Origin of the sequence: Blautia hominis, from assembly GCA_002270465.1 — a bacterium.
GTDB lineage: Bacteria > Bacillota > Clostridia > Lachnospirales > Lachnospiraceae > Blautia > Blautia hominis.
The window spans coordinates 735,872-749,012 of sequence record NQOF01000002.1 but is presented as its reverse complement, the minus strand read 5'-3'; the positions used below and the strand labels follow the sequence as shown (position 1 = coordinate 749,012).

The 13,141-nt window shown below is 40.1% G+C and carries 13 protein-coding genes and 1 pseudogene; 1 reads left to right on the top strand and 13 read right to left on the bottom strand.

The annotated features are described in order from the left end of the window. Nucleotides 1–28: 28 nt before the first annotated feature. The 12 genes from CI595_RS09445 to CI595_RS09390 all read right to left on the bottom strand — a co-directional run bounded on the left by CI595_RS09445 (nt 29) and on the right by CI595_RS09390 (nt 11,672). On the bottom strand, nt 29–2,623 hold the full coding sequence (locus CI595_RS09445) for a family 78 glycoside hydrolase catalytic domain (protein ID WP_147737706.1): 2,595 nt from the start codon (nt 2,621–2,623) through the stop codon (nt 29–31). Nucleotides 2,624–2,675: 52 nt separating this feature from the next. After that, on the bottom strand, nt 2,676–4,010 hold the full coding sequence (locus CI595_RS09440; protein WP_162291840.1) for an MFS transporter: 1,335 nt from the start codon (nt 4,008–4,010) through the stop codon (nt 2,676–2,678). Nucleotides 4,011–4,052: 42 nt separating this feature from the next. Continuing rightward, on the bottom strand, nt 4,053–6,302 hold the full coding sequence (locus CI595_RS09435; RefSeq protein WP_095172991.1) for a glycoside hydrolase family 3 C-terminal domain-containing protein: 2,250 nt from the start codon (nt 6,300–6,302) through the stop codon (nt 4,053–4,055). Nucleotides 6,303–6,916: 614 nt separating this feature from the next. Then, nucleotides 6,917–7,087 (bottom strand): hypothetical protein, encoded by a 171-nt coding sequence (locus tag CI595_RS26020; RefSeq protein WP_156087461.1) that lies wholly within the window; start codon nt 7,085–7,087, stop codon nt 6,917–6,919. A gap of 154 nt (nt 7,088–7,241) precedes the next feature. After that, nucleotides 7,242–7,436 carry a hypothetical protein gene (locus tag CI595_RS09430; RefSeq protein ID WP_095172990.1) on the bottom strand — a complete coding sequence of 65 codons (195 nt, stop codon included), beginning with the start codon at nt 7,434–7,436 and terminating at the stop codon, nt 7,242–7,244. A gap of 491 nt (nt 7,437–7,927) precedes the next feature. Then, complete coding sequence (locus tag CI595_RS09420) at nt 7,928–8,500, bottom strand: DUF6434 domain-containing protein (RefSeq protein WP_095172989.1); 573 nt, start codon at nt 8,498–8,500, stop codon at nt 7,928–7,930. 327 nt (nt 8,501–8,827) lie between these two features. After that, on the bottom strand, nt 8,828–9,034 hold the full coding sequence (locus CI595_RS27110) for a VanZ family protein (protein ID WP_147737705.1): 207 nt from the start codon (nt 9,032–9,034) through the stop codon (nt 8,828–8,830). After that, a complete protein-coding gene (locus CI595_RS09410; protein WP_095172988.1) occupies nt 8,997–9,668 on the bottom strand; it encodes a DUF6796 family protein in 672 nt (223 codons plus the stop codon). The genes CI595_RS27110 and CI595_RS09410 overlap by 38 nt, the downstream gene beginning before the upstream one ends. Before the next feature lie 168 nt (nt 9,669–9,836). After that, complete coding sequence (locus tag CI595_RS09405; RefSeq protein WP_095172987.1) at nt 9,837–10,442, bottom strand: DUF6064 family protein; 606 nt, start codon at nt 10,440–10,442, stop codon at nt 9,837–9,839. A gap of 110 nt (nt 10,443–10,552) precedes the next feature. Beyond that, nucleotides 10,553–10,849, bottom strand: a complete 297-nt coding sequence (locus tag CI595_RS27325) for an MBL fold metallo-hydrolase (RefSeq protein WP_095172986.1) — start codon at nt 10,847–10,849, stop codon at nt 10,553–10,555. Continuing rightward, on the bottom strand, nt 10,788–11,108 hold the full coding sequence (locus CI595_RS09395; RefSeq protein WP_095172985.1) for a DUF1330 domain-containing protein: 321 nt from the start codon (nt 11,106–11,108) through the stop codon (nt 10,788–10,790). Before CI595_RS09395 ends, CI595_RS27325 begins: the two co-directional genes overlap by 62 nt. A gap of 78 nt (nt 11,109–11,186) precedes the next feature. Then, nucleotides 11,187–11,672 carry a hypothetical protein gene (locus tag CI595_RS09390; RefSeq protein WP_147737704.1) on the bottom strand — a complete coding sequence of 162 codons (486 nt, stop codon included), beginning with the start codon at nt 11,670–11,672 and terminating at the stop codon, nt 11,187–11,189. Between the two features lie 124 nt (nt 11,673–11,796). On the opposite strand from CI595_RS09390, the pseudogene CI595_RS27105 reads away from it, so the two are divergent. Continuing rightward, nucleotides 11,797–12,009 (top strand): annotated as a pseudogene (locus CI595_RS27105) (nitroreductase family protein); the annotation flags it as partial. Between the two features lie 247 nt (nt 12,010–12,256). Here the strand turns inward: CI595_RS27105 and CI595_RS09380 are convergent. Continuing rightward, on the bottom strand, nt 12,257–13,078 hold the full coding sequence (locus CI595_RS09380; RefSeq protein WP_095172983.1) for a CPBP family intramembrane glutamic endopeptidase: 822 nt from the start codon (nt 13,076–13,078) through the stop codon (nt 12,257–12,259). Nucleotides 13,079–13,141 lie beyond the last annotated feature (63 nt).

Below are 13,141 nucleotides of genomic sequence, written 5' to 3'. Positions count from 1 at the left end.
CTCCTCCTTCCATATAAATTACACCTGTCTATCTTTCACATGACCAGGTATACGCACCTGCTGCCACACTTCGTGTCGAACCATCTGGCAATTCCACAACTGCCACACAGTTACATGGAACCTCTATTTCATAAGTAAACGTACTCCCTGTCAATTTCCATTCTGCTTTTGCCATTCCATAGGCACTGTCCCAATGTGCCTTTGCAAAATTGAGACTTCCCCCGGGAATTGGTCTGAATAAAAACTTTCTTTCACCCACAATCCGGATTCCCGCTGTATGCGAAAATAAAAAGCTGCATACCGCTCCCGGCGAATAGTGATTAAATGACAGTTCCAAAGGTTTTCCTTGTTCATCATAACCATTATACTTTTCCCACACAGTAGTCGCACCCTGCTTTACCATTGCCAGCCATCCCGGCTCTTCTTCATTCTCCAGCATCCGGTATGCTGTCTCTGCATATCCATAATCAGCCAATACCGGAAGAATAAATGGCGTGGAAAGGAATCCGGTTCCGATTTTATAGTCTCTCTCTGCCGCTGTGCCTGAGAGCCTGGCAGCTACATTGCAGGCAGCCTTCTCATCTAAGAGTCCAAGCGCCAGAGGACGCACCAGCTTACATTGCCTGTTCGTTTCTATATCGTCTTCTTTCACAAAGTGATACTGATATGCTTCACGGGCTCCGGCTGCATACTCATGACAAACACCGGCTTCTTCCTGTTTTCCGGCAGCTTCCAGCATTTCTGCTAAAAGAGTCATGGAATAGTGCATATATGCTGCATTTTCTTCCTGTTTAGGTCTGGTCATTTCCATGATAATATCGGTGTCTAAAACCCCATCCGGCTCACACCATTCTCCCCAGTGTACCCCGGACTCGACAAGGTACTTACTGTAAGGAGAGTCTCCCATCAGGAACGGTCCCTGCATTTGCTTCATGGGATTTTCATCCGGCAGCTGATAGATACTTTTATCCGATGCTGCGCGGATAATATACTCCTTCCATCCATGCATCAGTTCATAATTATCGGTAATAAAGGAATCATCCCCATATAACTTCCACAAGGTATATGGTATAATTACTGCCGCATCTGCCCAGCCAACCGATCCGTTCATCACATCCTGCGGTCCCGGTCTCTGAACCTTTGGACACACATTATCCACCCGCCCGTCTTCCCGCTGGCAATCCCGCACGTCTTTCAGCCATTTTCTAAAAAATGCCGCCGGTTCCGATAAATAAGCTGCAGTCCTTAAGAAAACCTGGGCATCTCCGGTCCATCCACCCTTTTCCCGCTGCGGGCAATCCGTAGGGATATCTATAAAATTCCCCTTTTCACTCCAGACAGTATTTAATAAAAAACGGTTTATTGATTCATTGGAGCAGCTAAAGCTGCTCCGGTACGAGATATCCGAATATATCGCGAACGCCGTAAAATCCCCTTCCTTCACTTCATCCATACCTTCTACTAAAGCATAGCGAAACCCGGAATAAAAAAACTTCGGATAGAAAGGCACCTGCCTGCCGTTGCATATGATTTCAATTTTCTGTTCAATGCTTTTTCCGCGTCCCGGCAGCGTGGCAAAGTTAGATTGGGTAAATTCCCCCCTATCCAGTGTTTCGCCAAGGTGAAGAACAATTTTCTGATTCTTTTTTCCACAGATATTACAAACTACATACCCTGCTATGTTCTGTCCGAAATCTAACACGGCTTTTCCGGAAGGTGTCTTTTGGATGACTGGTTTGAAATGCTCCTGTTCCCTTATCGGCGGTGCTTCCGATGCAGTCGGCACAACAGGATAATCTGTTTCCACCGACTGTGTGTTAAAGCATAGTTCTTTTGTCATATCCAGATGAATACCATCCTTCATATCGTTATATCCGACTGGTCCTTCATTCGTCCACCTAAAGGAGGAATCGGTACCAATCACCTGGTGTTCCCCGTCCGTGTACCTAATATTTATCTGTGCTTTTACCTTCGTCTGCGTCCCAAAAAAATATTCATCACCATCACAGCCCAGTTTCCCCTTAAACCAACCGTCACCAACAACCAACAGCAATTCATTCTCTTTGGACAATAGCTTTGTAACATCATAAGTTTGATAGTGAAGACGCTTGTCATACTGCGTACATCCCGGTGCTAAAATACTATCCCCTGCTTTTTTGCCATTCACATATGCTTCATATACACCACACGCCGTGATATACAATCTTGCACTCTTTACTTCTTTTGATAATGTAAAATGCTTCTGGTAATAATCTGCCGGTAAACGTTCTTCTTTATCTGTTCCCACACCAGTAATCCATTTCGCTTTCCAGTCTGTTTCTGACAACAAGCCGAGTTCAAAAAATTGATTTTCACTCCATTCACCATAATTCCCCTGCTCATCATATAACCGTACACTCCAGGTAATCCGGTCGAAACTCTTTACGTTCCCTGCATAGCGGGCATACATAGAAGCCGTATCGACTTTTCCGCTCTCCCAGTCCTTCACACCGTTTTTCCAGGTCCGTATCTCATACCCACTTTGCAGCTTTCCCCCGGCGGCTTTCCAGTTAAGCCGGGGCTGCGTTTCAGCGATTCCAATTGGATTGGTTAAATACATACTCGTTAACTCAATTGCCCTCAATGATACTCCTCCTCGTGAATCTATATCTCGTCAGCTATTTTTCTAAATTTTCCTATTCTGCTTCTTTTGCTTCCAGCTGCGCCAACTCTTTATCCAGTTTATAAAATCTCATTGTTACAAAAACCAGCAGCCAGCCAATCGCCGGAACCAGACCATAGATTCCTCGTATCATAGTAAGTGCTGTGCCGCTCTGCACTGCTGCCGTCCCGCTGTATCCGGCTGCTCCGAGCAGAACTCCCAACAGTCCGGTTCCCACTCCGCCACCGACTTTAAATGTAAAATTATTTACGGCTCCCAGTGTGGCATCCATTCGCGAATAGCCTTTATATGTATTATAAGTAGCACAATCCAACAGCATAAGGCCAGTCAGGTAGGCAGGTGCCAGAGTCGCTGTACTCGTCATCAGATATGCCACAACCAAAAGCGGTATGTTCGCACCGGCAAAAAATGCCAATACTCCACCCGCTGCACCGAATAAAGCGCCTCCGGATATGATCTGTGATACGGTAAGTTTCTTCATCAATATTGGAAATATTACCATAATAAGCAATGTTGGCAGGGCAAGCATGTTAAATATCCCCAGCATTTGTAAATTTCCCACAATATATTTAAAGTAATAACTAATTACATTAATCCCGCCAATCAACTGTGAAATAAATGAAATAATGATAATCGGATATAAGTGTCTATTATTTTTTAACATAACAACGAGCTCTTTAGCCTTTATCTTCTCTTGCTGCTCTTCTACCTGAACCGTTTCTTTTACGAATATGAATCTTAAAATTCCGATAAATGCCAAAGGAATTGCATAAATAGCCACTAATTTAGACCACCCAGCTGCAGTTGTGGCGATGCTTGCCATCAATATCGGGAAGGAAACAGATACAATAACGCACCCCAAAGTAATTACAATACCACCAAAAGAACTGACTTTTGCAATCTGAATTTTATTTGTGAATGCCCGAACCGTATATGCCTGGGCACTTGCATTTAAAAGTGTGGCAAAAATGGAATTCGCTGCCGTATACAATAGAAATACCCAAAGTCCCTTCACGAAAGTACTTGCTTCGGCAGGACAGCTAAACAGCAGCCAGGTACAAAGCCATACACCAAATATTGCAAACTCATATGGTCTTGCTTTTCCCCATTTCGTATTCGTATTGTCTATCAAATATCCGGCAAACAAATCTGTGACACCATCAAATACTTTACTCACTAATAGCAGTGTCCCTACAAGTCCCGGTGCAAGGTGAAGTACATCAGTACAAAACAGATTCAAATATGTAAAGATAATAACACTCGCCGCCAAAGAATAACCCCTGCTCTGCCATGCCCAAAATTTTCCTATTCCTATTTTATTTGGATTTGCAACTTTTTCTTTACTCATTATTTCTCTCCTTTTTCTCATCATATATGATCTCATGATTCCCTATTCTGCATTTAACATCTTAATCAACCCGTCAAGCTGTTCTTCCGACATGGCTCCGAAGTTTACCAAAGCACCCAATGGCATATCTGCCATCATCGCTTTTGTCATCTCCTCGCTTCCCTCACCTAAGGCGGCGTTATTGCTCTCTCCTCCTTTCGCTGTTAATCGTGCTATCATAGCCTGCCCTTTCGGATGATGCATCAATTGCCCGACCGTTGATTCTCTCGAAAACTTTACTGCCATTTTTGTTGTTGATTCCACTGTAATTTCTTCTGCTGCCCGGATGTCTCTGGAAGAGGAACCGATTTCAATGAGAAAGTTTCCGCTTTCTACATACCAGTCATGCAAAGATACGCTATAATAAGCAAATGCTCCTTTATCTAATATAAACTCTGCGGTTTTTACTTCACCCGGTTCTAAAAACAGCTTCTCAAATCCCTTTAATTCACGTATCGGTCTTCTGACTGTACTTTCCACATCATTTATATAGAGCTGGACCACTTCTTTACCGGCACATCCTCCGGTATTTTTCACATCTATCGTTACTCTTAAACTTTCCAGATCGGTTATCTGCATCTTATCAAGCTGTAAATTGCTGTATTCAAAGGCCGTATAACTTAAACCATGACCAAAAGGGAACAGCACTTCCATATTTTTCTTATCATAATAGCGGTATCCGACATAAATGCCTTCATTATAAAGGACCACTCCCTCTTCTCCCGGAAAGTTCAAGAACGATGGATTATCGGAAAGCTGCAGCGGAAATGTTTCTGCCAGTTTACCACTTGGATTCACGTCCCCATATAAAAGGGAAATTGTTGCATCACCAACACCATCCCCCGCCAGATACATTTCCAGTACGGCTGATACCTGTCCAATCCAGGGCATCACAACCGGCGCACCATTATAAAGAACCACGATCACATTTGCCTGTACCTTACATAACTCAGATATTATATAATTTTGATTAGCCGGCAGGTTCAAGTGGGTCCTATCCTTCCCCTCTGTCTCGTATGTATTTGGAAGTCCTGCAAAAACAACTGCATAATCAGCTCCTCTGGCTTGTTCTATTGCTTCTGATACCAGTTTTCCATCGATTTCTTCCGAATCAATCTGAAAACCTTTTGCATAGGATACCTCCGACATCTTCCGTACCGTATCAAGAGGTGTGCTTACATAAGATGAGTTTATATAGGAACTTCCATTCCCCTGGTATCTCGGGCGTTCCGCAAATTCACCCACAAAAGCAACTCTGGAGCCTTTCTTAACCGGCAGTACCTGATGTTCATTCTTCAGCAGAACAGCGGATTCTTCTGCCGCTGATACTGCTTCCAGATAATCCTTCCGGGGATCAAATACCGCCTTTTCCCGTCTTTGTTCCTCATAATTCATGACTAATTCCAGAATTGCAGATACTGACCGTTCTAATTCTTCTTCTGATAGTTTACCATTCTTAACCGCATTTATTATCTTCTGCTCATTGTTTACTGCCCCTGGTCCGCCGGGCATCTCCAAATCTAACCCTGCAGCAATTCCTTTTACCCGGTCTTTTACCGCTCCCCAATCGGTTACCACCAAACCGTCAAATCCCCATCTTTCCCGGAGGATATCGGTTAAAAGTTCTTTATTTTCAGCAAGATATGTTCCATTTACCTTATTATAGGAACACATCACCCCGGCAGGTTTTGCTTCTTTTACTGCTTTCTCAAAGCTGGTCAGATAAATTTCATGCAGGGTTCTTTCGTCCAGCACGGAGTCACTGCTCATTCGGAGCGTTTCCTGATTGTTAGCGGCAAAATGCTTCATACAGGCACCAACATCTTTACTCTGAATCCCTTTTATGTAAGCAGATGCCATTTCTGCCGAAAGGTAAGGGTCCTCTGAATAGTACTCGAAATTCCGTCCGCACAATGGTGACCTTTTTATATTTACTCCCGGTCCCAGCAGCATTGCTACATTTTCCGCCTGACATTCCTCACCCAGAACTTCACCCAGCCGCCTTGCCATCCCCCGGTTAAAAGAGGATGCAATTGCTGAAGAAGTAGGAAAACACACCGCTTTTATGCTTTCATTGATGCCCAGATGGTCACCCTCCCCCTCTTGTTTCCGCAAGCCGTTCGGTCCGTCACACATCATCACCCGGGGGATTCCTAATCTTTCAATCTCCTGAGTATGCCAGAAATCACTTCCCGAACATAATGACGCTTTTTCTTCTAATGTTAATTCTTTTACTATCTGCTTAATCTCCATTCTCCTGCCTCTCTTCCTCCCGTTATTATTATCAAGAACGACAATGCTGCATATTCTGATAGATTGCGTTTTTTCTATTATAATAATTCTTGTGTTTTACTGTTATCAAAAAAAATCTGTTTATATCAAAAAATAGACCTGTTTTTCCATTCTGTCTATTTTTTGATTAATTTCGCCTTTTTATGATACAACAAAATACATTCCTGTATAAAGAGGAGAACACTATGAGTTGGTTACCTTTTTTGAAGTGAAAAAATCTGCAGTTAACTTATACATGAACAATCAGAAAGAGGAGTATTATTGACTCACTGTGTCAAACCCAAATTATAATATCACTGTAGATTGCAATAAAAACTGTAGTAAACAAAAAGAAACTATAACACAATTGGGATTGTGCTACAGTTTCTAAATTGAGCAAATTAAATTCCTGTCATGATACATCTACTCATTATTCATTATTTTTGAATGCAGTGCATAAAATCAGTTAATAATATATCTTCATTTTGTTCACAAATAAGCCTTGTCCACAATACTATTCTGTGTTAATTAGTATCATACGTTACTACCAATTTCTATATATTGTATTGGCAATCACTATAAAGTACTATATTTTCTCAAATAGCATTATACGGAAACATATGTACGTTGACGTCGGGGAAGCACATGGCAAACCGCACGTCCACCTTGCTTATGTCTTTATTTACCGAATTGACTTCATTGCCGATGTAGTGTGCCGGCTTCTCGATTTTTAATAATATTTCATCACTTAAAGCTAGTTTTCTCATATTTTCCCTTTGAGGACTGGAATACTTCCGGTCCCTCCTGGCCGTTGGCAGAGCATTGTACCTGCTCACTGTCATTTCCTATTCGTCTGCTATCAAAATCTGATACACACGCTGTTAATGATAAAACCGGTATTTCACTCTTAAATTCTAATTTTCATTTATCAGATAGTGGCAATGTTAATTTCCCAGATAATAAAAAATACAACAAAAATAAACCAACTATAATTAAAATACCGCCAACTGCTCTAATACAAATTTGATAACCATTGTTGTTTTTTACAATTTTATTTGCAAAAACTAATAAAAGCGTACCAATCACTATAATAAAAATAAATAACAAAGGGTACATGAGTTCCTCCTTTCCGTAATATCATCAACTTTTTTTGCATTTCGTATTATTCTATGTGGGTACTCCACATAATCTATTTCAAAATTTCTTAAATAAGGATTTATGTAATACCATATGTGTTTCGTACAATTAACACCATAAAGCATCATCAACCGCATAATTCACTTCCACCCATAAATTTGCTTATGCCGAGTGCATTTTGACATTATCAGGCACTTCGTCTAAATAAACAGAAACACCAAATTTATTTTTTTCTAAATTTACTCACAATTTTTTGTACACTCTTTGTAATCCAAGGTTCGATAATTCCTGATATGAAGTCTCCAATAAAATCTAACATATATCCTTCCTCCGTCAAATGCCCATTTGTTTGTACACCTTTTCCGCCAAGGGTGCCCTTAACCAATAAGGCATACTCAACATTATAGCCACCACCATATGGAATCTTCCCGCCCTTTTTCAACAAAACCACAGCATTTACACAAAAACGTTCATTTTATAGCCGCAAGGTCTGCTCTTTCATAACGATTATGCCCTGGTAACTGCTTTTTGTATTTCCAGCATTGAATTGCCTGTTCCAACGATTTTCCTTGATTATCTGCAAAGAAATCACGGATATATGTATTGTACTCAAACTGTTTGTCAATTTTCGTTTTACCCTTTTTCTTATTTTCAAGAATCTGATCATAAGCTGCAATTGCTTCTTTGTATGTTTTCCCGCTATTGTTCTTTAGCCAATTCTGAAAAGCCACATTGAAAGAAAAGCCTCTTCCTATATGCTTCTTAAAAAAGGCTCTGTGCTTCTCTGAACAGATAATATCCGGTTCAATTTCTGTACTTTCCTCAATATCCGAAATTACAGTTACTTTTTTCTTTGTTTTTGGAACAGACAATATTTTACCCGTGTCAAGAAAATGGGCGATCCTGTCTGTAATCTCTATCTTTCCTCCTGAAACAGGCAGCGCATTCTTCCTGCAAAAGTCTATCAATTCCTCTTTTAAATAATAATGATCACGAAATGTTTTACTGTCTAAATTTCTATTCAATATCGGTCTTTCCGTCATGCTATCCCCCAAACAATCTTTTTAAATTTGTCGAAATACACTAAATAAGTTTCTTTTGATATTTACCCATCAGCACCGCCTTTTACAGAATAACTGGCGCATGTCTCTACGCCTGAATCATTCGTAACCGGTTCATGCAGCAGCTTTACCACTTCTCATAATGAATCTTCCCTACCTTCCAACAGGGACACATAGCTTTTATTTCATCCGGCCAACAACAGCCACTATATCAGATATATCTGTACAGTTCCCATGCCGCCTTACAGATTTCCAATTCCCCTTTACATAATGAAAGAATAAAATCCCAAAATGAGCTTAGTTTTTTCTTCATAATACTCCTTGATACACTATATCATCCCATTCAAATACTCCTCTGCAGAATATTAATTGGAAAGTTTCAATCATACCTGAAACAATAACGCCGGCAAGCAGCCCCTTCCACCAGCTTAGCCTGCGGTTAAATGTTACCGAAAGCAATGCTGTGCACCGACTTGGTTTAACTGGAAGTTGTGCAAGGAATTTTTGAAAATGCACAGAAAACTAACAGCAAAGCTAGACTTTGCTGTCCCCAATCAAACACACCATTGATTATGGCATTGGCAGGTAAAATGGCTACAGCCATAATTGAAAGACCCATAAACAAAAGGGGATTTATTAGCACCCATCTTTTCTTTCCCCATGTTCCTTTTATTGCAGCATAAAACATAATAATTGATAAGATCATAAAACTTATTGCAGCCAAAAGCGCAACACAGATAAATGTTGCAAAAAAGCGTTCACTAATCTGTTTAGCTAATGTTATATTCTCTATTGCCAGTTGATTGTATAGCCATGCGGATATTGCAAATACGCAATGGTATAATGTTCCTACCGCAACAAATACAGCAGACGCTATAAAAAATGTTTTATCATATTTACTGGCTTTTTCTTTAAGCAAAACAAATATAGCATAAAACCCGCAAAACATTAAAAGAAGTGCAATCACACCCAATATCCCGCCTATAACAAATCTGATAGGTGCAGCGTTTGACCATTCCTCTGAAAAAGCAGGAAAAAGATGAAACATCCCTACCTTTTTCACAGGGTAAAAGCAACCCAATAATAAATCTCCGCAAAAGCAAAGTACGCTCCCTGCGATAGCAATATAGAACAGCTTTTTTATTGTCATGTTTTACTATCTCCCCATATAAATTGATGGTAATATTAAATCAATTCCAAAGCTCTTTTATACAATGGGTAAACTTCTCCATATTAGATTTTAATCCTTCCTTCTTGTAACTCCTTTCAAATAAGAAAATTCCCGTTTGTTGAGTGCGCCTTTTACCAATAAGGCCCACTAATAGCTTTCACTCTTTGTTCTATGCATTTTGAACAGTATACAGACACCATATATCCCAGCAATCAATAAAATAATATCTTCATAGGCGGTGAAAATCACTGATTTTATCCCAGTCAATCCCCAAATAGTCAATAAAGTTAGAAGAACCTTATTTTTTCTTTTATATCCTGCGTAGACAGCTATACTTAGACTGATTACAGGACAAGGCATAATGTATGTCACCATTTGCGGAAAAGAGTTACCCAAAAGCATGGAAACGGCAGGGTAAAGCAAATAAAGGAGCAACAATGTAATCTGAATTAAGTTTGGTCTTTTAATCATATCATCTTTGTTGCGCCAACTTTCGTAAAAAAACAATCCCCCACAAAGCAGATATAATGGCAAGGCAAAAAACTTTTGAATAGGTTCTGTCCCATACCATGCAAAAAATGCAATACCAATAAACAGATTTACAATTCCTAATGAAAATTTTGCCGCCCACTTTACCTTTTGCATATAAGATAACATAATCGCTAGCAACATTAATGTGAACAGTATAATTTGAATTATCCACGTCTGCTTATTATAATTACCAATAACATTCCAAAATGCTTGTGCATCCATTTTTTATCTCCACAACTTCTCATTTATCTACCTGCTTTGCAAATTTATCAGTTATTCCTGGCAGGATTCCAAATGGCTTTTAATCGTCATCTTAAACAGCGGATTCTGCATCAGCTGTGGCATTGTATCGGTCGTTCCCGGAACTGCAGGTCTACATCTTCAATCCAGCGCCTTTCTCCTACACTGGCATAAATCCTGCATTTTGCTTTATTCTGAAAATATGCCGCTGTCCCAATATGATCCGGATGCGCATGTGTAAGAAAAATTGCTCTGATATCAAAGACACTTCTCCCTATGGAATGTAAGTAATCTTTAATGATTTCTTCGCTCCCATAAGTCCCTGAATCAATCAGATAGCAGCATTTCCTCCCCAATTCCCGGCACGATGATCGCCCTGCTGTCAACACTGTTCACCCGTTTCATCATAATTGCCTTGTATTCAGCAGAAGAAAAGCAACGTTCCAGTGCCGCCTTATCTGGAAACTCTATAACAATGCTTCTTTGCGGACATCTTCCATCGTTCAGGCTAACCACAGTATTGGTACGGACAAGATATTTCCCCCCGTACTGCTCTACAATAGGCCTAACCTGGACAATATAATCATCGTACTCTCCTCCGGAACCGTCTTCCGGTATATAAGTATCCACCATAAAATAATAAGACATCTTACCTTCCCCTCTTTCTTTTTTGCTATCGCCTGCAAAATAACAGATTATTCACTTGTTCGGTAATCTCTTACGGTTTTATTTTCCTCTACAACAACTTTCAATATCTGAAATCCAGCATTTAATAATATCGCTGTTTTCCAGCAGCTTCTCTTTATTTTTTAATGCTTTCAGCAACTTATATTGATGCTGCCAATATCCGGACAAAGCCTTTAATAAAGCATAATCGCCCGTGGACAAAACCCCTTTACCAGCCTCCATTGCTTTTATCCGGGGATAGGCTTCATCCGCTGAGCTGCCAACCGTTTTCCGGAAATCCCTTAATACCCACTGCCTTTCAAATATATTTCTTTCCTTCCAGCCAAAATATTGCTCCTCATAGGTTTTCATGACCCTTTTCAGGGTTTCAAAATCGCAGTTCTCATAAGCATGTCTTTCCTGTTCTGTCCCATTGATTACCTGTATGGAACCAATCTCCTGTCCATTATACTGCTCTGCATACAACACGGATAAAGCAAAACCAAACGCAGCATCTTCCACTCCTATGATGTGCGCCTGGTTCATCTCATAAAATTCATCCAATTAAACTCTGTGCTGTACTCACCGCGAAAGGAATCCGGTTGTTTTATTTTATCACATAAACCTTTTACTGTCTTGTAAGAAATGACACAGCAAGGAGAATTTATGCAAGCCGTGCAGCGATAAATGGTTTATAAATGGCATGGATGCCGCTGTTCTGGCCCCAACAGGTCTTAACAAACAGATTTTTTTTATCGAAGCTAATGGGGATTCCGTATCTATTCGCACAAAAGGCAAGAGTCCTATGTCCAAAATAGATACTGGCATTGTAAAATATCATTTTGAGATTGGTGCCGGAAAGGAAAATTTCAATTGGAAATGATTTGAAACATATATTTATGGGCTGTCACAAGGATTACCTATGTACAGGATCTTCTGTCTCCTACACCTCCTCCGATATAAGTAAGGCGGAGAAGCTTTTAAATACCTGCTATACCGGTATATATTTTTATGTGTCAATTTCTATATGTAACACGCTGATCTGCTCTTTCATTATAAAAATCTATGGAGTGCTCTGGTCTGGCCTCTGCCTGCACCGGCCAGTATCATAACCCACAGCAGTATGATCTTTACTCATTGGAACCCGGTTGCGATACTTTCCCATATTTTTTCTGAAAGGTCATGATAAGCAGGATCACTAAAATCTGTATGGCATAGACGATAAGCGTTTTTGTATTTGGGAAATTATTAAGAGATGCCAATGTATACATTCCACCCAAAACCGTATTTCCCCATGCATGAATTAGTATTCCCGCCCAAATGCTGTCTGTCAATCGATATATAGCCGCTAGAGTAATACCTAATGTTACAGTATACAGGCTAAAAGCCAAAAAATTCATGCTTCCTTGGGATGCATTTGGCACAAACCATAACGGCAAATGCCATAAACTCCAAATGACTCCCTCAATAAGGGCTGCCATTATGAAAGAAAATCGCTTTTCAAGCAAAGGCTGAAAAACGCCGCGCCATCCAATTTCCTCCAGTCCCCCGCCAAAGATCATCAATGGGATATAGAGAATAAACAGATACCACGGATTCCCCAAATAGCTTTCTTGTACCACACATGCCACAAATTGAATTAACGCAAATACAATAATAAAAAAAATCGTTTTTCCAACATCTGTAGTATATAAGATTTGTTTACAAAAATCTTTTACTGTAATTCCGTATCTTTTTCTCTGCACAATGAACGCAGCATAAGCTGGAGCTAACCCTGCGCCGAATCCAAGAATGGTGAAATGAAAAAATAATGCTGCTCCGCCGCTTAACAGGTTAAAATGATATACTGCTATCATAATGAACTCAGTACCCCAGGCAAGTGCAAAAGCATAAAACAGATAACCCCATAGGGTACGCGAATCTTCTTTTGTAATAGTTCTTCTTTGATTCATAATAATCATTCTCCTTTGCGACTTTAATAAACAACTGTTTCATGCAGCAAATACAACGGCAAG